The organism is Anabaena sp. CCY 9613 (assembly GCF_963920895.1).
In the GTDB taxonomy this organism is placed as follows: Bacteria; Cyanobacteriota; Cyanobacteriia; order Cyanobacteriales; family Nostocaceae; genus Cyanocohniella.
In genome coordinates this window covers 45,111-69,057 of record NZ_CAWUDE010000005.1, presented here as the reverse complement: position 1 = coordinate 69,057, position 23,947 = coordinate 45,111, and the positions used below count along the sequence as shown (strand labels likewise).

The 23,947-nt window shown below is 38.8% G+C and carries 18 protein-coding genes and 1 pseudogene; 10 read left to right on the top strand and 9 right to left on the bottom strand.

The window, feature by feature from the left end; all coding sequences use genetic code 11:
- Positions 1-5 precede the first annotated feature (5 nt).
- The 5 genes from ACM0OT_RS07510 to ACM0OT_RS07490 all read left to right on the top strand — a co-directional run bounded on the left by ACM0OT_RS07510 (position 6) and on the right by ACM0OT_RS07490 (position 3,842).
- A complete protein-coding gene (locus ACM0OT_RS07510) occupies positions 6-1,142 on the top strand; it encodes an ABC transporter ATP-binding protein (protein WP_414563772.1) in 1,137 nt (378 codons plus the stop codon).
- The gene (locus ACM0OT_RS07505; protein ID WP_414563771.1) at positions 1,139-2,221 is read left to right on the top strand and encodes a spermidine/putrescine ABC transporter substrate-binding protein; all 1,083 of its coding nucleotides are present in this window, start codon (positions 1,139-1,141) and stop codon (positions 2,219-2,221) included. The genes ACM0OT_RS07510 and ACM0OT_RS07505 overlap by 4 nt, the downstream gene beginning before the upstream one ends.
- A gap of 117 nt (positions 2,222-2,338) precedes the next feature.
- Positions 2,339-3,250 carry an ABC transporter permease gene (locus ACM0OT_RS07500; RefSeq protein ID WP_414563770.1) on the top strand — a complete coding sequence of 304 codons (912 nt, stop codon included), beginning with the start codon at positions 2,339-2,341 and terminating at the stop codon, positions 3,248-3,250.
- 23 nt (positions 3,251-3,273) lie between these two features.
- Positions 3,274-3,606: a DUF6883 domain-containing protein gene (locus ACM0OT_RS07495; protein WP_414563769.1), complete on the top strand. Its 333-nt coding sequence runs from the start codon at positions 3,274-3,276 to the stop codon at positions 3,604-3,606.
- A gap of 17 nt (positions 3,607-3,623) precedes the next feature.
- Positions 3,624-3,842 (top strand): DUF4926 domain-containing protein, encoded by a 219-nt coding sequence (locus ACM0OT_RS07490; protein WP_414563768.1) that lies wholly within the window; start codon positions 3,624-3,626, stop codon positions 3,840-3,842.
- Positions 3,843-4,042: 200 nt separating this feature from the next.
- Here the strand turns inward: ACM0OT_RS07490 and ACM0OT_RS07485 are convergent, their stop codons facing one another.
- The 7 genes from ACM0OT_RS07485 to ACM0OT_RS07455 all read right to left on the bottom strand — a co-directional run bounded on the left by ACM0OT_RS07485 (position 4,043) and on the right by ACM0OT_RS07455 (position 15,641).
- Entirely contained in the window at positions 4,043-7,570 is a 3,528-nt protein-coding gene (locus ACM0OT_RS07485; RefSeq protein ID WP_414563767.1) for a response regulator, read from the bottom strand.
- A 103-nt stretch (positions 7,571-7,673) separates the two neighbouring features.
- Entirely contained in the window at positions 7,674-10,991 is a 3,318-nt protein-coding gene (locus ACM0OT_RS07480) for a GAF domain-containing protein (protein ID WP_414563766.1), read from the bottom strand.
- Positions 10,992-11,084: 93 nt separating this feature from the next.
- Positions 11,085-11,564, bottom strand: a complete 480-nt coding sequence (locus ACM0OT_RS07475) for a chemotaxis protein CheW (RefSeq protein ID WP_414563765.1) — start codon at positions 11,562-11,564, stop codon at positions 11,085-11,087.
- A gap of 13 nt (positions 11,565-11,577) precedes the next feature.
- A complete protein-coding gene (locus ACM0OT_RS07470; protein ID WP_414541653.1) occupies positions 11,578-11,940 on the bottom strand; it encodes a response regulator transcription factor in 363 nt (120 codons plus the stop codon).
- Between the two features lie 447 nt (positions 11,941-12,387).
- Positions 12,388-13,599, bottom strand: a complete 1,212-nt coding sequence (locus ACM0OT_RS07465; protein ID WP_414563764.1) for a response regulator — start codon at positions 13,597-13,599, stop codon at positions 12,388-12,390.
- Positions 13,600-14,027: 428 nt separating this feature from the next.
- Positions 14,028-14,537: a universal stress protein gene (locus tag ACM0OT_RS07460; RefSeq protein WP_414563763.1), complete on the bottom strand. Its 510-nt coding sequence runs from the start codon at positions 14,535-14,537 to the stop codon at positions 14,028-14,030.
- A 714-nt stretch (positions 14,538-15,251) separates the two neighbouring features.
- Positions 15,252-15,641, bottom strand: a complete 390-nt coding sequence (locus ACM0OT_RS07455) for a hypothetical protein (RefSeq protein WP_414541654.1) — start codon at positions 15,639-15,641, stop codon at positions 15,252-15,254.
- Between the two features lie 362 nt (positions 15,642-16,003).
- Here ACM0OT_RS07455 and queA point away from each other — a divergent pair, with 362 nt between their 5' ends.
- From queA to ACM0OT_RS07430, 5 genes and pseudogenes are all read left to right on the top strand, one after another.
- On the top strand, positions 16,004-17,185 hold the full coding sequence (queA, locus tag ACM0OT_RS07450) for a tRNA preQ1(34) S-adenosylmethionine ribosyltransferase-isomerase QueA (RefSeq protein ID WP_414563762.1): 1,182 nt from the start codon (positions 16,004-16,006) through the stop codon (positions 17,183-17,185).
- Positions 17,186-17,272: 87 nt separating this feature from the next.
- Entirely contained in the window at positions 17,273-18,346 is a 1,074-nt protein-coding gene (locus ACM0OT_RS07445; protein WP_414563761.1) for a tetratricopeptide repeat protein, read from the top strand.
- A 77-nt stretch (positions 18,347-18,423) separates the two neighbouring features.
- Positions 18,424-18,696: pseudogene (locus ACM0OT_RS07440) on the top strand (transposase); the annotation flags it as partial.
- 264 nt (positions 18,697-18,960) lie between these two features.
- Complete coding sequence (locus ACM0OT_RS07435; protein ID WP_414563760.1) at positions 18,961-19,509, top strand: CAP domain-containing protein; 549 nt, start codon at positions 18,961-18,963, stop codon at positions 19,507-19,509.
- 65 nt (positions 19,510-19,574) lie between these two features.
- A complete protein-coding gene (locus ACM0OT_RS07430) occupies positions 19,575-20,204 on the top strand; it encodes a ribonuclease H-like domain-containing protein (protein WP_414563759.1) in 630 nt (209 codons plus the stop codon).
- A 102-nt stretch (positions 20,205-20,306) separates the two neighbouring features.
- Here ACM0OT_RS07430 and ACM0OT_RS07425 read toward each other — a convergent pair whose 3' ends face one another.
- Positions 20,307-20,762 carry a rhodanese-like domain-containing protein gene (locus ACM0OT_RS07425; RefSeq protein ID WP_414563758.1) on the bottom strand — a complete coding sequence of 152 codons (456 nt, stop codon included), beginning with the start codon at positions 20,760-20,762 and terminating at the stop codon, positions 20,307-20,309.
- A 184-nt stretch (positions 20,763-20,946) separates the two neighbouring features.
- Entirely contained in the window at positions 20,947-23,355 is a 2,409-nt protein-coding gene (locus ACM0OT_RS07420) for an NACHT domain-containing protein (RefSeq protein WP_414563757.1), read from the bottom strand.
- Positions 23,356-23,947 lie beyond the last annotated feature (592 nt).

The window sequence follows — 23,947 nt, the reverse complement described above, 5'->3', positions numbered from 1 at the left end:
AGATTATGGCTCAAACTGTCACGCAGAATCAGAAGGGAAGCACTACTTGTAAGCCAATAGATGTTGAGCTGCGTAACGTATTCAAATTTTTTAACCAAGAAGCAGCAGTTCATGGAGTAGATTTAGATATCAGACAGGGTGAATTCTTTAGTATTTTGGGCCCCTCTGGTTGCGGTAAGACAACTACACTCCGCTTAATTGCTGGGTTTGAAATGACTGATGCTGGCAAGGTATTGATTCAGGGACGGCCGATGACTAATGTTCCTCCTTACCGCCGACCCGTGAATACAGTCTTTCAAAGCTATGCTTTATTTAACCATTTGAATGTGTGGGATAACATTGCTTTTGGACTGCGCCTAAAAAAATTACGCAAGTCAGAAATTGAAAGCAGAGTTAAAGAAGCGTTAAATCTCGTGAAAATGGAAAGTTTGCGATCGCGCTTTCCCAGTCAACTCTCTGGTGGTCAACAGCAACGGGTGGCTTTAGCTAGGGCCTTAGTTAATAGGCCGGCTGTTATCTTGCTAGATGAACCTTTGGGGGCCTTAGATTTAAAACTGCGTAAGGATATGCAGGTGGAGTTATCGAATTTACACAAGGAATTAGGCCTGACCTTCATTTTGGTGACACATGACCAGGAAGAAGCGTTATCCTTAAGCGATCGCATTGCGGTGATGAATCAAGGCAAAATTGAGCAAATTGGCACTCCTAGTGAAATTTACGAACATCCCCTAACACCCTTTGTAGCTGATTTTATTGGTGATACTAATTTATTTAGTGGCACAATCACCACAATGGAATCCACATGCGTACACGTTGAAACCAAAACAGGATTCAAAATTGTTGTCACCCGCAATCAAGATACACCAGCTGAATTATCTCAAGCCGTCGTGGTCAGTGTGCGCCCAGAAAAAATTCAACTTTCGCTTTATCACCCCAATTTATCGACTAACTGCTTTGAAGGTAGGTTAGTCAATGTGATGTATTTAGGAACTCATGTTAATTATGTTGTGGAATTGACCAACGGTATTAGCATCGATGTTTTGCAGCCCAACACCTTTGGTAATTTGCCAGACCGTGATACACCTATCTATGCTTGGTGGGCAGAAAATGACTGTATAGCTTTATCAAATAATGAGTCATGACTAACAGACGGCAATTTTTACAAAGGATGGCGTCAATTTCTGGTTTGTCTTTAGCTAGTTGTGCTTGGAAGCTAGGTGATGTCAGACCTACTACTACCTCTGGACGCAGCGACCAACTGTATCTTTATACCTGGACACAATATTCTGATCAACAATTACTGCAAACTTTTTCTGCCCAAACAGGGATAAAAGTGCTGGCTGATGTCTATGATTCTAACGAAGTCATGCTAGCTAAACTGTTGGCTGGAGGTGGTGGTGCTTACAGCCTCATCTACCCATCTGACTATATGGTGCAAAAGATGGAGGCACAAAATTTATTAATTGAATTAAACCGCGATCGCTTAATTGGGATAGATAATTTATTTCCCCAGTTCCAAAATCCTAGTTATGACCCCAATAATCGCCATAGCATTCCCTTTAATTGGGGGACAACAGGTTTAGTTTACAATTCGGAAATCCTCAAAGATGCACCAGAGGATTGGGACTATCTTTGGCAAAACCAGAAACTACTTAATAAGCGGATGACATTGTTAAATGATGTCCGTGAAGTCATGGGTGCAGTTTTACGCATGTTGGGTTATTCTTACAACTCCCAAGATGAAAATCAAATTAAACAAGCTTATGAAAAATTAGTAGAACTAAAACCTGCGATCGCCTCTTTTGATACCGATGCTTGGCAAAACCAACTTCTCGCGGGAGATTTAACATTGGCAATGTGTTATTCAGTAGATGCTATCAAAGTCATCCAAGAAAACCCCAAGCTCAAATATGTCATCCCTCGTAGTGGTTCTTCACTCTGGACTGACACTATAGTTATTCCGAAAACAGCACCCAATATAGATGGAGCCTATGCCTGGATTAACTTTATGTTACAACCAGAAGTCTCAGCCATGATTAGCAAACGCATGAATATTGCTATTCCCAATAGTGCCGGCTTTGAACAATTGCCAAACGACATCAAGAATAATGTGAATTTGTTTCCGCCAGCTTCACTTTTAGAAAAATGTGAACGCCTTACTCCCTTGGGAGATTTGGAAGATATTTATGAACGTTACTGGACTCAATTAACTAGTAGTTAAATAAAGAGAGGGGAGCGGGTAATAAGTTTGAAAGCCTTTTGTGATCAGATGACTCTGAGTATTTATCCAAATTTACATATCTAGTAAATTTATATTATTTGTAATTAAATTAATATTATGCCTACAAAAAATCGTGATATTCAAATAAATTCAGCAGACGATTATATAGATACAGAAAAAATACATCGCCCCCTGTCAACCTGGTTTCAACCTTTAGTATTTCTTGCACCCTCTGGTATTTGGTTATTACTTTTGTTAGTGCTACCAACACTATTAATTTTTCTGTTGAGTTTAGTCCCCAATATTAGACCAGGAGATGTAGTTAATCCCAGTGGATTTGACAATTATATTCGCATACTTGATCCTTTATATTTGCAAGTAATCTGGCGGTCATTATGGTTAGCGATCGCCACAACAATGATTTGCTTAATTTTGGGATTACCTGTTGCTTATTGGATTGCTCAAATCGCACCACAACGCTGGCGAAATATGCTGCTATTAGGCTTTGTTTTGCCTTTATGGACTTCCTCGTTGCTGCGTTCTTATGCTTGGATTACTATTTTACGTCCTACTGGCTTATTGAACAGTTTACTGAGTAGTTTCGGGTTGCCTACTTTAGAAATACTCAATCGTGTGCCAGCAGTATTAATTGGGATGAGCTATAGTCTATTACCTTATATGGTGTTAATTTTATATGCTTCTTTAGAAAAACTAGATAAACGCTTATTAGAAGCCGCAGCCGACTTAGGTGCAAATTCTCTGCAAACTTTTTGGAAAGTGACTGTACCCCAAATTTTACCAGGGATTACTGCTGGTTCAATGCTGGTTTTGATTACAGGATTAGGGGATTTTATCAATCCAGAATTACTCGGTGGCGCTTCTAGTATGACAGCAGCACGATTAGTCTACAACCAGTTTCTCGGAGTTACCCAAAATTGGGGTTTTGGTTCAGCTTTGAGTATGACATTAATTTTGGCTGTCAGTATTGCGATCGCGCTCATCATTAAGTTTGGTGACGCAAGAGAGTAGTTGTTGGTAATTTTTTCTATATTGTGAAACTTCCTCATCCTCAGTGCGCTATCGTTGAAACAGAGAAAATTGCAGGGTATTGTCTCAACCCAGGACATCCAGAAGGTAAACACAAAGCTCGTGTATTCAAATCTGCTTTAGACTTAGATTTAAATAATCTAGAAGAACTACAAGCCATACTTTTACAAGCAGTGGCTAATTATAATGCCATCCCTGGAAAAAGTAATCCATACGGTCAAAAATATATCATTGACTTTCCCATGACTCGCGCCAATAAACAAGCAATGATTCAGAGTGTTTGGATAGTGCGAAATGATGAAAACTTTCCCCGCCTAGTCACCTGTTATATACTCTAAGCAGTGAGGTAATATCTATGAAATTATTAAATGTTGTTGCTTTAACTGAAGATTTACCAGAATTAGAACTATATCGCGGTCAAGTAGGAACAATTGTAGATGAATATGAACCTGGCGTTTTTGAAGTAGAATTCAGCGATTTGGCAGGACATGCTTATGCAATAGAAACTCTGAATGCTAGTCAGCTAATGGTTTTATATCATCAGCCCATAGATGAAAAAAAATTATTGGTTTGACTTTCATCTTAGCAGTAATGTCAAGATAGCAGCTAAAAGCAATTTTGTTAAAAATTATTTAATCATTAATTTTTATTAATTAAACATCTTTATTCTTCAATCCAGTTCAGATAGAGTAATTAACCGTCGATAAAGCAAGATTGAGATGTTGGCATTGAACCTAATTTAACTTTAATTAAACCGTATGACTTTCTTATTACCTAATTTAACAAATTGTTTTCATCTTTGTTCATTAAACTGTTGACAACAGAGAGGAACTCATGCTCTAAATAAGGCTTGGTTAAGTAAGCATTTGCTCCTAGTTCTTGGGCAAGTTGACGATGTTTTTCGGCGCTGCGGGAAGTGAGAATGACAATAGGAATATTCACGAAATTTGGGTTTTGTCGCAAATTACCTAATAATTCAAAACCATTCATCCGTGGCATCTCTAAATCAGAGATAATCACTTGAATATCAGCATGGCGTTGTAACTGTTCTAAAGCTTCTACACCATTTTGAGCTTGAATAACTTGATAGCCAGATTTTTGTAGAGTCAAAGAAAGAGTTTGCCTCAAGCTAATAGCATCATCTACTACCAAAATTACTTTAGGAGCTTGATGATTTGACTCGATAGACTGAGTTAGTGGTTCTATACTATTTGCAGAAGCAGCCAGTAAAGGTAGACTTTCCCACTGGTTGACTGACATTGGTAAGGCTTTTTGTTCCGAAGAATACGCAATTGGTAGAGCCGCAATCTTAAGTTGTGTTTGGCTATCTTGAGATTCTAGCAGTAGCGTCCCATCAATGACTAAAATCAGATTACCGTTGGCTAAACTACTACAACCATAAATATATTTTGGCGGAGCGATCGCATTTCCTAAAGGTCTAATTACTAGTTCTTGTTCGCCTAAAATTTGGTCAACTTCTAACCCAAAAACACCTTGCTTTCGTCGTAGCAGCAACACAGGATTTTTCATCACGCCTGCTTCATTGGCTATTGGTGTATTGTTGAGGTTCGCACTATTGAATACTGAAGTTTTGTAACTTATCAAATCAGAAAATTGATGCAGGTTAACTAGAGTTTCATCCTCATCTGTATGCCAATGCAAAACTCTTTTACCTTCAAATTCCTTCACTTGCTGAGTCGAGGGAATCAAGATTTTTTCTATACTGTCCAATAGCAGTGCATAAACAATACCTCCGGCTTGGACTAGCATTAATTTATCAGTGGTCATAGAAAAAGGTACTTTGAGTATGAATGTTGTTCCTTGGTTTGGCAAAAATTGCACTGAAATAGAACCATTGAGTGCTTGCAACTGAGAACGCACGATATCTAAACCCATACCACGTCCAGAAATTTCATTTACCTGATCAGTGGTGGAAAATCCAGGTAAAAACATCAAATCTAATAATTCGGCTTTATCTGAGTTAGAAAAATAGCCTTTTGATAGTTCATTATCTGGGATGAAATTCAGTTCAATAGCTTTTTTGCGAATACCTTCTAAATTCAATCCCTGTCCATCATCCCGGACTTCAATAATAGTTTGACTACCTTGATGATAAGCACAGATTTCGATAGTGCCTTGTTCTGTTTTACCACGTTCTTTACGTACCTGTGGCGATTCAATACCGTGGTCGAATGCATTACGTACTAAGTGTAATAAGGGGTCATATAGCTTTTCGGCGATCGCCTTATCAACTAATACACCTGTACCATAAAGTTGTAAGTTAACAAGCTTGTGATAAACCCTTCCTAGTTGTTTCACCATTTGAGGGAAGCGATTGAGGACATTACCCAAAGGTAACATTCGCGCTTCCACTAAATTATCGATGAGATTAAAAGCTAAATTTTGTTTTGTTTCACTAATTTGCATGGCTTGTTTAAGCAGTAAATCAAGAGATTCTGTTGTTTCTTGTAATTGTAGAGTTTCTTCTATTATTTCATGCAAAGAGAGATTAAATTCTGTATAGACATCCATTTCCAGCGAATCAAACTTCACAGATGCAAAATTTTGTGTTGGTAAAGATGTGAAATTCTGCATTTGGACTGGCAAATCTCGCAATTGATTTAAATTGTCTTGATGTTTGCTCAATCGTTGCAATAATTGTTCTAATATTTCTTGAATTTGTTCATCATATAATGTGCGGCGTTTTTGATGAATTAGTAATTCTCCTGCTAGGTAATTCAGACGTTGTAGTCCTTCTACATCTACACGAATAAATGTAGATTTTCGAGCGTTATTATTTTGTGGCGACTGAGATGGCTCTTCTGTTGATTCGTGAATCTGCATAGCTGGTTCAGAAATAGCCTCAATGCCTGTTTCTCGAACCTCTGCGGTTACCGATTGATCAATTTCAGGATTCACATTTTGCTCTGCTTCTCCCCCCCATATCGACTCTAATAGGCTATCGCTAAGAGGTGATTCGGGTATTGAGATTTCTTTGAAGACTAACAACTGGCGTAACTTAGGACTGTCCAACCAATTTTTTTCTTCAGAAGTCACAGGAGGATAATTTTTATATTCTTTTGCTAATGTGCGAATTTGGTTTTGTAGTGTTTGAATTAAGAAAATATAGCCCTCAGATTTATCAGATAAGTATTGAAATTTGGCAACTGCCAACAGAATAATTAAAATTACCCCGTGGCGATAAAGACAAAGACTATAACTATCTTCTTTATCCTGAACAAACTTAAGGAAATTATTCAGCCAACTCTCTATATAATTAATATTATTTTCTTCTACTGTTTGCGGAATCAGTAAAGATAAATTAAGTTCTGTTTTAGATATTCCTTGATAGTGGTTAAACCAGCCGAAAATATAGTAAATAACTTTTAAATATAATTTAGCCGTTGTCGGTTTAATTCGTTCATTTTTAGTATTACCAGATGCAGTTAAAAATTTATAAAATTCTTCTGCATTGAGCAAAAATTTATCCGCCGATCCAGAAAATTCATCAACCGCAGTTGTTGTCAGTCTTTGTAAACTTGGAGAAGGTGCGCCGCCACAAGTGCGATCGCCTGCTAATACATCTTTTTGTGCTTGCTGCAAATCCACCAGGGAAATTTCTGCAATTTCGCCTACTTGCTGAGGATTCGCTTGCAGTGCAGCTAAAATTGTTTGAGCAATTTCTGCCAATCCAGGTAAATTTAAAGACTCTGCTAAACCCAAAAATACCTCAGCTTGAGAGCTGAAAAAATCTACAAATTCTGTATTATCAGGTGGATTATTAATAACTTCAGCAATACTTTCTAAGCGTTGTTGTACTCCTACTTCAAATATAGACTGGGCAATGTCAAATCCTAACTCTTGAGAGGTAGGAATATGATTGTCAGCACCAAAAAAGTCACCCAGCTTTTCTTGTAATTGCACAAAAATTAAAGTAGTGCGTTGCAAAATTTCTTCATTATTAATAGCACTACCTGTCAATTCTGTAGTTAATGCTAAATTAAGACATTCATAAGCTTGATGCAAGAGTGTTTGCAATTCATCATCAATAACTACATCTGGATTATATAAAGCCTTAAATACATCTTCTAAAGAATGGGCTATCATCTGAATTACTTCTAACCCAACATTAGCAGCACCACCTTTAAGGGTATGAGTTGCCCGCATTAAGTTATGAACTTTCGCAATGCTATAACCTTCTGACAAGCTAAACAGTTCTTGCTCAATAATTTGTACTAACTCTGGGGCTTCCGCCAGAAAATAAATATAGCCTTGTTCACGAATTGCAGCGTCTGTAATCATAATAAATAAGGGAGTAGTGAGTGGTGAGTGGGGAGTGGGTACTAGGGATTTGGTACTGGGAAAATTCTTCTCTAGCCTCTAGTCCCTAGCCCCTAGCCCCTAACTAATTCACTTTGAACTTACTGGCAGTTGCTAATAACTCTTGTGCCATTCCTGATAAATTTTGTAATACCGCAGCAATTTCTTGAGATTCGGTAAACGTTTTGTTAGCAATTTCTGCTACATCTTGCATTGATGCTGTTACCGTTACAGATTGCCCCATTTGTTTTTGGGTTGCTTCAGTAATTCGCTGAATTAGCTGACTGATTTCAGCAGTTGCAGAAACAATGGCGTTTAAGTTTTGACGGGTTTCACCAACAAAGTTTGTCCCTTCTACCACTTGCTGAATACCTGTTTCCATCGCTACTGCGACTTCGCCAGTTTCTGTTTGAATTTCTTGGACTAATTTTTCAATTTCAATGGTTGCAGCGGCTGATTGGCGAGACAAGGAACGGACTTCATCGGCTACAACGGCAAAACCTTTACCATATTCACCGGCACGGGTGGCTTCAATAGCGGCATTTAACGCCAGTACGTTTGTCTGTGTGGCGAAGTTGCTAATTAAGTTCACCACCTTGGAGATTTTTTGTGAAGATTCGCTGAGGCGTTTGATCTTTTTACTAGTTTGGGCAACGGTTTCACGAATCGCTTGAATGGCTTTGACAGTCTGATTCATGGCTGCATCACCAGATTCTACGGTTTGGTTGGCTTGTTGCAACGCCATCTGCACCAAATCTGCGTGATTAACTACCGCTTGGGTTGAGTCAACCATTTGTTGAATTTCACCTAAGACTATGGTGATTTCGTCAGACTGTTGTTTTGCTAGATTTGTTAATCCCGCTAAGGAAGCTTCACTATGACTAGATGTTTGGGCGACTTGTTGAGAAGTTACCTGCACTTGATTGACAATTTGCCGTAGTGCTTGCAGAGTATTATTGTAAGCATCAGCAATTGTACCGAGTTCGTCTTCTGTAATAGGTGCGCGTACTGTTAAGTCGCCATTCAAGGCGGGCCTGACTGCTGTGAGAAGTTGAATAGATCGTTGTTGCAATAATTCCTTGGCTGCCTTTTCTCGTGCTGCGGCTTCTGCTAGTTTGGCTGACTGTGCTTGTAGTTGTTGTAGATATTCGGTTTGTTGTAATCCCAACCCTAACTGATCACCAATCCGTGCTAACAAGCTGACTTGTGATTCTTCCCAATCACGAGAGCTAGAATTTTGATACGCTGCCAATAAGCCCCATAATTGTTCGCCAGAAAACACAGGAACTATCACATAAGCTTTGGCTTCAAACTGCTCTAAAATCTCAATGTGACAAGGAGAATGTCCTACCTGATAAATGTCATTGGCAACAAAGCTTTCGCCTTTAGCATATCTACCTCCCTGAGTTTCTTGTAAGTGGGTATCTTCCCAAACGGTTTTGATATCAACACCTACTAGTTTTACCCAATTATGCGCCACAGACTCAGCAATAAATTCACCGCCCCAATCAGCATTAAAGCGATAAACAGCCACGCGATCGCATCTGAGTAATTGGCGCACTTCTTGAGTTGCTGTTTTGAAAATTTCGTCTACATCTAATGATTGCCGAATCCGGTTGACTATCTTGGTAACGGCTTTTTCTTGTTCAGCTATCTGAGCTAGTTTCTCAGATTTCACGCGCACTTGTTCGAGATAATCTATTTGTGATTTAGCTAGGCTAAATTGCAAGCCAATTTGAGTTAAAAAGTTGACTTCCCACGGTTGCCATGTCCGAGAGCCAGAATTTTGATAAGCTGCCAGTAATCCCCATAATTTATCACCAAAAAATATCGGCACAATGATATAAGCTTTGGCTTCAAACTGCTCTAAAATCTCAATGTGGCAGGGAGCTAGACCTATTGTATAAATATCATTAACAACGAAATTTTCACCTTTGGTATAGCGCCCTCCCTGGGTTTCTTGTAAGTAGGTATCATCTAAAACTGTTTTGATGCCAGGCCCCACCAGTTTGACCCAAATATTACCTACTGATTCAGCAATAAATTCACCACCCCAATCAGCATCGAAGCGATAAACAGCCACGCGATCGCATCGTAGTGATTGACGCACTTCTTGAGTTGTGGTTTTAAAGAAACAATCTACATCTAAAGCTTGGCGAATGCGGTTAATTGTTTTAGTTAATGCCTTTTCTTGTGCAGCAATCTGCACTAATTGCTCAGATTGTACCTGCATTTGTTCTAAATATTCACCCTGGGAAATGGCTACACCAAATTGCAAGCCAATCTGAGTTAAAAAGCTGACTTCCCAAGATTGCCATTCTCTCGAACCAGAGTTTTGATAAGCTGCCAATAAACCCCACAATTGTTCCCCAGAAAAAATCGGCACAATTATGTAGGCTTTCATTTCAAATTGTTCTAAAATATCAATGTGGCATTGAGCATGACCAACCTGATAAATGTCATTGACAGCAAAGCTTTCACCTTTGGCATAACGACCTCCTTGGGTTTCTTGTAAATGTGTATCTTCCCAGACCATTTTAAAGTCTTGGGTGACCATTTTTACCCAACCATGACCCACAGATTCAGCAACAAACTCACCACTCCAGTCAGGTTTGAAGCGATAAACACCCACGCGATCGCAGCGTAAAAATTGGCGGATTTCTTGAGTTGTGGTTTGAAAAATCTGATCGACATTTGATATTCGCAGAATCTTGTCGATGACTTTAGCAACAGATTTCTTAGCTAGTGTCTGCTGTTGTAATTCTTTTTGGAATTCAAATTTTTGTAATCTGTAGGTTAGTTCTGTAGAAATTTGCGATAGTAAAGTAATTTCTACTTCTTGCCACGGGCGAACTGAATTACAATTATTGATAGCTAATAAGCCCCAAACTTTACCTTCTATAACAATCGGTAAACTCAAACAAGCTTTGATTTGAAACTTCTCAAGCAGTTGTTTTTGATAGGGGGTAAGCTGTATTTGGTTAACATCATTAATGGCTACAGGTTCCAAATAATCTTGGCTGGTATATAAGCCAAACAAAATACCTGGAAGATTTTCGCCTAGAGTTGGTGTCCAACCTAAAGTTCTCGATTCTGATAAAACTGTGCCAGACTCCAGAGAAGTAAAGCGATAAATTAAGGCGCGATCGCTACCAAGTTTATCCCTGACTTGTGCCACAGTCACTTTTAGTAGCATCTCCATATCTGGAGCTTGACGCATCTGAGTTGTCATTTCTTGCAACTGCTGTCGCCAAGTTTTAAATTCCTGAGAAATAGCTTTTAATTCTGATATGGCATCGCTAGCAATATTGGCTATTTTCTCATCGCCATTCTCATTTTTTAAATGTGCTAATTCAGTAACTATAGGCTGGTTTTCGTGACTATTATTATATGCAATGCTCATGTTTTCACCCTGGAGAGATTGTACTAGTAAAGTAATATTTTGTCGTTTCCAGTTAAACCCTGGTAATTGAAAATGCATGACTAGAAAAGATAATTAATTATTCATAGTCCATAGAGGCGATCGCACAATTGCTGTGGCATCCAAATTTAATAGCATCTCCTCAGCACTATTAATAAAGTAGCCTTGCAAAAATGGTGACATCGCCGGATAAAATAATTCAGCTGATGGAGGTTTAATTTGATTGGTGTCTAGCCACTCAATATCCATGAGATTCCGCACCAATAACCCTAAATATTTACCTTCTTTTTCCAGCACAATAGCCATCATTGTTGAAAGAAAATTAGCCTTTTGTAAAAGTGGTGGATAACCCAGCATTTCTTCTAAATCAACTAACCACAGCATTTCGCCGCGCCAGTTATAGATACCCAAGACACAATTAGGCATTTGGGGGACACCACATATATCGGCCAACGATACTTGAAAAACTTCTGTGATGTGTTCTAAAGCAATTACTGCTGTATCCCTTGTACCTAATTGCAAACTTAAAAATTTCTGCTTAGTCTCTAAAGTCATTTTTCCTTTGATATTACTTAATTAATTTCTTTAAAGTAACCTCTAGTTCTTCTTGATCTATAGGTTTAGAAAGATAAGCTTCCGCACCCAGCATGTTACCCCAAATTTTGTCTACGTCGCTATTTTTAGTAGAACAAAAAACCACAGGTATTTTGCTAGTGTTGGGGTTATTTTTAAGTTCTCGACAAATTTCAAATCCACTTTTACCCGGTAAAATTACATCTAAAAAAATCAGATCAGGTTTATTTTTGTCTATTTTGTCCTGTGCCTCTTCACTACTGGTGGCACTCATTACCGAATACCCTGCTTGCTGCAAGTAACGGCTGAGGATTTGCATATCTGTCAAACCATCTTCAACAACTAAAACAGTATTCATATTTATCACCTGTTGAATTTTGCAATAATGAAACTACCAAACTTAGTAAATATCTTAATAAGACATTTACTGGATTTGAGTTTTACTCAAGTTTGATTCATCTTTTTTAGATTTGCTTCAGCGTAAGTACTAGACTTTATCAGTTTTTTTGTTAATAATTTTAGTTTTATCTAATACTATTAATTACTGGATAATTCAGCCTTAAGTAAATGTGAGTTCGACGGAACCTAACCCCAACCCCTTCCCTACGATGGAAGGGGCAAAAAATCTACAGTTTGGTACGAAAAAATAGTGTTTTTAAGCCTCTCACCGCGTCGGGTAGAGGAATGGAAGCGGGGTTTTTTAAAGCCATCGAACTCACGTTAAGTAAAATAATTAAGACTGAAGTATATCCAAGTTTAAAAAAGTAATTTCAAAAAAGCCAATCAAAAACTTATGCCAAAGACCTTAATGACAAACCCTTAAATTAGATGGATATGATTTGCCTTTAACTTGGGTTTTTAGCTGTACAGGTAAATATTTTCTGACTACACTCATTAACTTATCTTCTGTTACGGGTTTAGTCAGAAAATCTGTGGAACCGACTACTTTAGCTCGGACTCTATCAAGAAGGCCATCATTACCAGTTAAAATAATTACAGGTGTGTCGGCAAAGGCAGAAATACGGCGCAACTGAGTGCATATTTCGTAACCATTAGCAATAGGCATAATCAAATCTAAAAAAATCAGGTCTGGTTTGTCTTGAATCAAAATTGGTAAAGCTTGTACAGCATCTTGAATCTTGACAAATCTCATTCCATTTGAAGTGATAATTTCCTCTAAGATTTTACAAACTTGAGGGCTATCATCCACACAGGCCACCAATGGCGCAGTTGATTTTTGCGATTGTGTAGCAATAGGCTGACTTTTGAGTTCTGTCACTGACAAAGGTAAATCAGGAACTTCCACTAGTTCAATAATGCCTTTGAGGATATAAGGCAACAACGAACGGGTAACAGGAACAATACTCTGCTTCATTTTTGCCGCTAAATCCCGCAGCGTATACTTACCGTCGATCAAACTAACAAAGTTTTTGTAAACAGATGGACTAACATGCTCCTGGAGTTGTTCTGGTTTGCGGATGACTGGCGCTAAGTCAGGAGAAAAATTTGCTAAACCAGCTTCTGACCAAGTTTTCCACGAGTCTTGCATCTGCTTCATAGACAGATCTGCACTCGTAAAACTCATTGGTGTTTCTAAGATTACTTCCTGCCTGCGATCGCAACTCACAGAAACAAAATCAGTTTTTTGAGCTAAGTCAAATAAAAGTTCTGCTATCGTATTTTCTACAATAGCGTGAATTTGCTCACGCTGAATTTTCTGTTTTTTATACAAAATTTCCAGGAGGCGATAATCCCAGTAATCCATTGATATATCTTGTCTGCGTAACTGCAACTTACCTACATCAATGTGGGGGCAATATTGAGCCATCTGTCTCCGCCAGCGCCGGAAAGGATGGGTTCCACCTGTCGCCCAAACTATTCGCCCTAGACGATAGTAAAAAACCCATTGATTTCCTTTAGGACTTTTAATATTTAAATGTCCGTTATATTGCAGTTGAGTACAAATTTTAAACTCGTTAAAAATGTTATTTGATATCGTCATCTCCGGGTAGGTCATAGTTTGTTCCTTTAATTAACAAATCAGCCCTTTAAATACCCAAAATAACTAGATAAAAATTGGTGTGCATCTTTACGATGGCGAATATACTTGTCTAAATAATTCAGATAATAAAGATGCAGTTCATTAGTTATTGATCTACTATAATAAATATATTTAACCTAAATGATATCCGTGTAAGTTCTGAGTTTTCTTTAAAGAAATAGCGGGTTCGATATAAATTTTATCTTCTTCTTTTCTGTTAATAAATATTAATAAATCAATATAAAATTTACATTCATTAACATTATTTCTAGCAGTTAAGATTCAATGTATATGAAGAAATATAAATCAACTGTAGGGGAGCCAGTGCGTTGCAGAGGTTCCCTCAGTTGTAGCAAATGGCGTTGTGTTGTCGCACAACGCACCTTGAATGATTGACTATGCGGTCAAATCAAATCGGTATCTGTTGTCGGAGGAATGCGTCCTTGGACTGTCAAAATAGAGCAAGGGGAATGATGTAGTACATAATTGCTGACACTACCGAGCAAAAACTCACTGATGCCAACACGACCTCGACGACCCACAATAATCAAGTCTGCGGGCCAATTACGCGCCACCTCACAAATCATCCGACCTGCATCACCCAAGTTTTGGGTAAACCCAGTTTTTACCCCTGCATGAATTGCTGTATCACTAAGCGATCGCAACCAATCGAGTCTTTGTTGCTTCAGTTCTTCCCACTCCCGCATGTAGCTATCTATAGGTGCAGCTTGTAGAGATGGATACATGGTGTCTGGTTGGGTAAATACAGGACTGAGATAAGGATCTTCTAAAGGAGATAATACATGCAGTAACATAAGTTCCGCGTCAGCTGCTTTTGCCAAAAATATACCTTGTTCAAAAACAGATTGGCTCATGTCAGACTTATCTATAGCCACCAAAATTTTGTGATACATACCCAAAAATCCTTAGTTATTGACTTGTTTTACTTTATGGTAAACAGGTAAATTATCTGTGTTTTATTCATTTGTAAAATTAGTATAAAACCTGCCTGTGGGGAGCATTATTTATATTTGTAAAATTAATTTTTTCATGCTCCTACTCTATTTAGACAGATATTGCTAAACGTTGTATCTTAATATTTATTTTATGAACACTTTTCGATTCACTAAGCCCTATGTCTAATGGTAAGACAACACCAACGGCGCTTAATTGTGAATTGGAAATAGTAAAAATCTTACCTTAAATTTTATGTGCGCCTCCGTTGGAGACTCACGTTAAATTTTGCACCTATCTTGGCGATTAAAAAAGTAGGCATAACGGGTATTTCCCTGTTACCTATTGCCTATTGCCTTTTAATTTCCATTATTCCCATATTTGGGCAACGCGACGACCAAATAGCTTGTGTGGTGTAGATACAGGGAATAAGAAATAGGACACAGGGAATGGGGAGTGAGTTTTTTCAGCGCCTAGCGCAGGCTGCGCCAATAAAAATTAAAAATGAATCCTAGATCACCGAATATTTACAGCGCCTGAGGTGAACAGTGAATTAGATTTGTTTGTGAAAACCGAAAATCCAAAATCGGCTGGTAATTAGTCATAGAAAAATATCTCTGTTGACCAATTACCAATTGCCAATTCCTTAGTGGTAGCACTCACACTGAGCCATCTCAAGCCAGTGTTTCTGGACAATAACCCAGCCCCCGGACGAATTGTTGGCGAAACGCTTCAATTTCTTCTCTTTCTGGGCTACCATGAGAAACTATCGCTACTTGATAGCGACGCATTACGTCCACAGGACTTTGTCCGGCTTCCAAACTCCAAAGTGCCATTTGCACGCGCATCGGTGGTTCGTAGCTAATTCCTAATTCATTGAGAAAAGCCCGAAAATCGCCATCTTCTTGAGACGAAACTGGACTTTTGAATTTGATTCTCACCACCCAACCATCAATTTGATGAATCACGGTAACGAAGGAGACGGGCATCTGAGGTCTGGCGTGCAGATGTTGAACGACCCTCAGAGTTAGACTGGCATTTGCCAGGTAATACAAGTATTCCATGTTGCTGCTTTGGATCAAAGCCAATCCTACTCCTCTATATTCGTAGATAGATCGCTATTCCGGGTAGGGTAAAAGCCCCCGTTTTCGTATGGGGAAAATTACCCAATTTTAGTAGTGATATTTCCGTGTTACTTAATATAGTCTCCATACCTAATAGTGAAAAAAGGAAATTGAGCATTGTAATTGAGCATTTTTCTGATAAATATCAAACTAAGGAATGTGGATTTAATAAAATACAGAACCTCACCCTTACCAAGGAGAGGGGAGAGTTTGACGCAAGTCAAAGGCGGGGTGAGGTCAAAAACCAGACTTGCATGTTATTTAATTCATGTTCCTAAATTGTTCACTATCATTCAAATTCTATGAAGCAACAAATAGCACACACTAATTTTCAATCACTTTCTCCCCAAGAGGAAAAAAATGCAAATTTAGACTGTTCATTGGCTGGGTATGATTACACATTACCTAGTGAACTTATTGCCCAAAATCCTGTATTTCCTAGAGATAGCTCACAGTTATTGGTAGTGAATTCTCCTACGACAGGTCAAGAAACAGCACCCCTACACCATATTTTTCGGGATTTACCAGACCTATTACGTACTGGTGATTTATTAGTCATAAATAATACTAAAGTTATTCCGGCACGTCTTTATGGTCGTAAATCTACAGGCGCAGAAATAGAGGTGTTGCTTTTAGAAGAACGACAACATAACTGTTGGTTAGCCTTGGTCAAGCCAGGAAAACGCTTCAAACCAGGAACAGAGATTATTTTTGAACCGAGAGGAATAGGGATGAGGAATGCAGAAAATTCTGACCCACTCCCTACTCAATTAACTGCCACAGTTTTAGAATCAGACCCAGCAACCGGAGGCCGTTTATTACTATTTGATGTGCCGACAGGAAAATCTTTGGTATCAGTGTTAGATAAATTTGGTGAAATACCCCTACCACCTTATATTACGGCATCGACGGCTGCTGATGAACAATATCAAACAGTTTATGCTCAACAACCAGGAGCGATCGCCGCACCTACGGCTGGATTACACTTTACGCCAGAACTATTAGAAAAGTTGCGCGATCGCGGCATCAACCAAGCTTACATTACACTACATGTGGGCGTGGGTACCTTTCGCCCGGTGGAAGTAGAAGATGTGACTAGTCATCAAATGCATGAAGAATGGATTGAAGTTCCTCCAGAAACAGTAGAACAAATCCGCGCCACCAAAGCTGCTGGTGGTCGCATTATTGCTGTGGGGACAACAGCAGTCCGGGCTTTAGAAGGGGCCGCTACATCTGGGGACTTACAACCATTTTGTGGCAAAACCAATTTATTTATTTATCCTGGTTACCAATGGCGGGTAGTAGAAGGTTTAATTACTAATTTTCATCTACCGCGTTCTAGTTTGCTGATGCTAGTAAGTGCGTTGATTGGTAGACAGCGATTGTTAAATCTATACAACGAAGCGATTGCCTCTCAATATCGCTTTTATTCTTTCGGTGATGCCATGCTAATTTTGCCAGAAGCTAGATCTAGCAAGAGTTAGAAATTTTTAACTTTTAACTTTTAATTTTCTGTTTCTTGGTGGGTACTCTGACTTATAAGGATCTATAAAAGTACAGAGTTATCATTTATGTATAAACAGCATCAAATTCGTCAGTGGTTTTGCTGGTTTTCTCCGATGTTCAATGGGCGGCAGCCACATTTAGGACTTCTCTGTGCTGCCTCTACATTTTTGATGTTGGCTGCACCGACAATGATCAATTTACCAGCAAGCAAACTATTGGCACAAACTCCAGTATCTCAGGATTTAGAAGCAGCTAGCTTTTACCAGCAGGGAGTCACACGTTATAACCGGAATGACTTACAGGGTGCAGAATCTGCCTTTCGCCGCGCCTTGCAGCGTGATCCGACTATTGGCATGGCCAGGAATTATCTCGGCAATATTCTGTTGATGCAAAATCGCCTAGATATAGCAGTGCAAGAATATGGAGAAGCCTTACGAATTAACCCCAATTTGGGTGAAACTTATTATAACCTGGGGTTAGCATTGCACCGACAAGGACAAAAGGAAGCGGCAATTACAGCTTATCGGCAAGCATTGGTGATCGACCCTACAAGGTCAGCAGCCCAGTATAACTTAGGTTTAGCATTACATGACTTAGGACAATCCCAGGAAGCGATCGCCGCCTACGAGCAGGCAATTAATTTGGATCAAAACAATGCCGATGCCCATTTTAACTTAGCCATCGCCCTGCAATCACAAGGTGAAATTGAACCTGCCATCGCCGCCTATCGACAAGCCGTGCAGCTAAATCCGCAAAATGCCAAAGCCTATAACAATATGGGTAGTCTAAGGGCAATTCAAGGTCAAAATACCGAAGCGATCGCGGTTTATCGGCAAGCAATTCGCCAAAATCCCCAGGATGCTGCAACTTACTATAACTTGGGAGTGACTTTATACAATCAGGGTGATCTACCAAGAGCCAATGCAGTATTAAAACGTGCCCACCAAATATACCAGGAACAAGAGAACCAGGAAGAAGCCCAGAAAATCGACCAATTGATGCAGCAAATTGCCCAAGTGATAGAACAACAGCGTCAAGCTGCTCAAACAGCTACTTCTGCTGAGAAAGCAACTATTACAGGTGATGTGGTGATACCTGATGTAACTTCTGAAAATCTACCAGTTTCTTTTGATAAATAGCCTCAACGAATCCCGGCCAAGAAGCAAAACCTGGTGGTCGCAAGCGAGAAGTCAAAAAATCTAGCCAGAAACTGTCTCGTTTGACAACAATCTGGGTGGATGGGGGCTTTAATGGTCAGCCATTCATGCAGTGGGTGATGAGTTTTTGTCGTTGGATTGTGCAGGTGGTTCTGCGGCCACAACAAACTAAGGGTTTTGCAGTACTCAAAAAACGTTGGGTCGTCGAGCGCACTTTCGGATGGCTGATGGGCTGTCGGCGATTAGTCCGAGACTATGAATTATTACCCGAAACATCGGAGACTTTTGTCTATCTTGCCATGATCCGTATTATGGTAAGGCGATTAGCCTAAAATTTGACCCTGCAAAACTTTTCAAACATCCTCTTAGAAAGGTAGAAAAGATCCCACCTTTTTACTAGTTTTTGTTAAAAATAATACATATTAATTACAATTCATCTATCCCAGTGCTGACCGTTAGATCTTGGAACTGGCTATTTTCCGGAAATATTTGCCAAAATGACCTAATTTAATGAATATTCAATAGTATCCTGTTATGTATTCTGAGAATACGAAGTTAGAGTATAGGTCTCAAGTACATACATCACGCAAGTTTCCATGTTCCGACAACCTGCTTTTGGCATCGCTTTAAGTACGCTTGTCTTTGCGAGTGGATTAATGACTGCTCCCATACCAGGTAACTCTTCGACAGAACCAACCACTCCTAATCAACCGTTGTTGATTCCTTTAAGTCAGGCTGCAACATTAACTACGTCTTTTGAAACTACTGCTTTGGAGAAATCAGTTTTTGAAGAAATCAATCGATATCGAGTTGCTAATAAACTGCCACAGTTAACCCTAAATGCAAATATTACTCAACAGGCTCGGATTCACAGTCAAAACATGGCTAATGGACAAGTCCCGTTTAGTCATCAAGGATTTGAACAGCGTGTGAAAGCTATTCCCCTTCGCTACAATGATGCGTCAGAGAATGTCGCTGTTAATCAGGGATATAGCGATCCCGTTAGCGAAGCTATTACTGGTTGGTTGAAAAGTCCCGGACATTTGCAAAATATCCAAGGCAATTTCGACCACACGGGGATTGGTGTTGCGACTAATTCTCAGGGCGAAGTTTACCTTACCCAAATTTTCATTCGTACTAGATAGGATAATAATGTAGTGTCTTATGGTAATTTCACCGAAAAGACACTGCATTTATTATTGATTAATTCATGACACTACCAGATTTTCAAGTAGGCGATGGCGATCTGAGTGACGATGTGCTGGCGGAGTATTTAAAATCCGAGGCCATGGCCATTGATACCGAAACTATGGGATTATTACCACAGCGCGATCGCCTGTGTCTTGTTCAGCTGTGTAACCCGGAAGGCAAAGTCACGGCAATTCGCATCGCTAAAGGGCAAACCGCAGCCCCTAATTTAAAGCAGCTCTTGGAAGCGGTGAATATTGTCAAAGTTTTTCACTTCGCTCGTTTTGATGTTGCGACTTTACACTACAACTTGGGGATTCAGGTGCAGCCTATTTTTTGTACCAAAATTGCCAGTAAACTAGCTCGTACTTACACCAATCGTCATGGACTCAAGGACGTGGTGCAAGAGTTGACACAAGTGGAACTAGATAAAAGCGCTCAAAGTTCTGATTGGGGTAACGCCGCTAATTTGTCTGAGGCTCAATTAAGCTACGCCGCCAATGATGTCCGCTACTTACTTGGTATCCAGCAGCAACTAACCGCTATGCTCAAACGGGAAGAACGTTGGGAAATTGCTCAAGAATGCTTTCACGTTCTACCGACATTAGTTTCCTTAGATTTATTGCAGTATAAAGATGTATTTGAGCATTAAGCAGACAGTCAATAGTTACAACTGATAACGCTTTTTGTATCGGTGCAGTTACCCTGCATCAAAGTAAAAAAACGCTACACATAGTAACTATTGACCAGAAATCTAGGCTTTTTTATCCAGATTCTCTAAGTGATTTTGCATCCGCGATACAACATTAAGGTCATCTGCACCTGCGGGAGTTCTGGATTCAATAATCCCTTCTGTGGGCCCGCCTATTTCCTTCCATGCAGCTAGGCCTCCTTTAAGTTCAGATACATGGACAAATCCAGCCGCACGGAGCATTTGTGCCGCTTGAGCAGTTTCTTGTTCGTTGGCGCCGTAAACATAAATGTCACGCTTCTTTTCTAAAGATGAAGCGGCTCGGTCTACTAAGTCATTCATTGGCATGGCCATCGCGCCCATAATATGACCCTGATTGTAGACCATGCGATCGCGTACATCCAGCATGGTAAAAGCTGGTTCACCCCATTCTAAACGAGACTTAACGGCATAAGCGTCAGATTGTGGTTCTATTGGTGGCTGTGAGGGAATAATGTTCTCAATGGGATTACTATTCATAACTATTTCTGATTAATTTCACTATTACTAAATTAGCAAAATATACATTTTTATTTTATCTTTCGTAGGTATGAATATTATAATAAGTCTCTTTCTTGCGATAGATTCAAATTTTATTTAAAAAAATATCTTTATAAACCATATTTTTGTTATCTTTATTTATGGAAAATAAGGTTACAAAACTTTATTTATTGGTTTCTGCCAATGCTAATAACAAGCTTTCTTGAATTTTTTGTTTGTTAACTGAATTAATGTTTGCAGCCTGATTCAGACAATCTATTATTAATTTATTAGCATAATAATATTGCTGTAATGATTCTATTTGCTGTTTATTGAACTGCCAATCATGAGCAATATCACGATAAGATATCAAAATTTTTCTTAAATTTGTAATCCAGTATTTACCATTAGATTGCCACCATTGGTAAATTGTTTCATAATTACTGTTGAGATGAGGTAATTGTTTTTCAAGACTTTGTAATTTTTGCTTCAATTCATTTTCTGTAATCAGATTTAAAGCTTGATGTAAGGCAATTTTAAGAGCTTGAACATGATCCAGAGTAATAGCATCATCAAGCCTAGACTCAACAGCCAGATTTAGCTCGATTGCACAAATGAGAGTACTAGTTAAAAATTCGTCAAGGGCTAGGTCAGGATTAAAAGATATATTACCCACAATTGCCCACTCTAGGTCACAGCTAGGAGTATGAACATTATCATTTATTACAATTTTGTGTTCATATGTAGAAGCAGCAGAAAAAATACTCTTTTTAAATGGTTGCTCCTGCGGAATGCGTCCAACACAAACTAGATAAAAAGCACGCAGAGCTACTGCTTGATAACTAGTAGCAACTGATTGAGATTTTCTAGATAACCAAATCAGCAAATCTTGTATTTTCTCATCATTTGCCACTATTAAATTAATCTTGTTTTTCATCGCCCATAACATATCTTCAGCATTGGGTAACATACTCATGGTAAGCAAGAAGACTTGCCGCCAACGCTCGTCGGTGATATGATTCATCAAATTATTACAAGCTTGGTATGGAAAATTTTCTACAATATTTTTAGCAGTTAAATACTCATGCAGTGTTAAATGAGAAAATGAGTAAATCTCCCGTGACCTTTCTACTAATAAACCATTTTGTACCTCAATTACCTTAAATAAGGCTGCCATATCTTGTTGCCATTTCCCTGTATCTATATAGATATTTGGCAAAGTCTTCAGATAGTTGGCAATAATGTGCTGAACTTTTGCTATTTCAAAAAAATGACTTTCCTTTTCAAAAGTACTAGCTGCAATCTGAGACAACAACTTTTTTTTATGTTCTAAGGTTAAATCACCATGAATCTGATATCGTTGAATACCTCTGACTTCATCCCACCTCACTAATAGAACATTTAAAATTTGCTCATAAAACTTGGCTGGGTTGGATGGTAATTCAGATTTGACTCTAAAAACTAAACAAATTAGATGTAGCAAGATTGGTGTTGTGGCTAATTCTTTAATTGGCCGATTTTCTAGCAGATTCAGTTGATGGAAAAATAAATTACCTATACTTTCTCCAGCTTCTCTAGATTTATGGGCAACTGCTACAAACCAGTTTTTGACAAAAACTTCAATTTGTTTATTGTTAAAGTCTACAATTTCAACTTGAGTAAAGCCTGGAAATCTATAGTTTTGGTAGCCTATGCGACAGCTAATGACAAACTGGTTTTTGTAATAAGTTTGAGTAAATCTGCGAATTTCCCTGTTCATTTGATTCACATATGCAGATGGTACTTCATCTAAGCCATCTAATAAAATCAGTGCCTTACCCTCAGTCAGTATGGTTGCAGTTGCCTTTTCTTCAATACCAGAACTGATAAATTCCTGGGTAATATATTTCACTAAAGACAATTCACCATCATCTTGAGTATCTTCAGCAAATTCTTGCAGTCGGATGAAAATTGATATCCGCTTTGGTTGAAATTCTCCTTTGTTACATTCAGTAGCTAGATATTGCAAAAATATAGTTTTACCGGAACCCGGCTTACCCAACACCATTAACTTTGAGTACCGAGATACAGCTTCTAAACCAGGTAATTTATTCAGGTTATTAATTTCTGTAAGTGAATGAATGTTTGACTTGTGGCTAAATTCTGGGGCTAAATCGGCAATATTTAGCCATTGTTGGCTACTTATTTCTTCGCAAACACTGATATCTGTATAGATGTTATTTATAGGAATGACTGGGGCAATATCCAACAGTTGCAAAGTGCCACACTGGTCGGTAATTTTATCTTGGCGCTGTTGACGGACTTTCTGCACCAGTGCGTTGATATCGACATTGTTAAACTTGTGTTTAACCGTTATCTCAGATGTCTCATCGTCAGGTATGCTGACAACTTTTTGCCATGATAATCCTAGCTGTTGGCAAATTTGCACAAAACAACTGCGAGAAACTGGTTCACCTGCGAAAAACTTAGAAACTGGTTGGCGTGTGATACCTAAAGCGACTGCTAATTTGTGCTGACTTAAGGTTTTGTCAGTTAAAGCTGTTTTTGCTGCTTTGATACCTTCTGGCGATGCTCTCAGTCCTTGACTTGTCATCTCTCAGCTAGTTATTGGCCATATTTGCTCAAATTACTTGTAAAGCAGAGAACAAGCAACCAGGGAGTAGAAATATGCGTAGGTAAATAGGCAAGAGGAAATCGGGCTATTTGAGTTGTACTGAGGTTTTCAGCCGTTAGTGCAGGCTACACTAACAAAGATTAAATAGGATTCCGTAATGCCAGAGCAGCTATGCCACGCCACTAGAAAATTGATCATTTTGATGACTTTGTCGTTTTGTAGTCAATTTAAAGATTAAGTGTATTTGGGTAAGTACTGCTAAAAATACACTTTGCTTAAGTATAAAGATTGGAAAATACATGATTAAATATGAAAAACATACCAAACTTATACAAAAGTCATACATTATTCATACATGATAATAGCTGAACTTTTTCTAAAATTAATAGAAAATTAAGTGTAGCTAAGTACCACAGAGGTCATATCTAGGCAATAATTGATTTTTTTATCTACATCTACATCCTCAGTCCAGGTAAGCGCAAATCACAACTTTGAACCAAGCTTTTGGCATCAGGCGATCGCGTACACATTTTGTGGACTTAGTTGCACTTACCCTCATAGACGTGCCAGA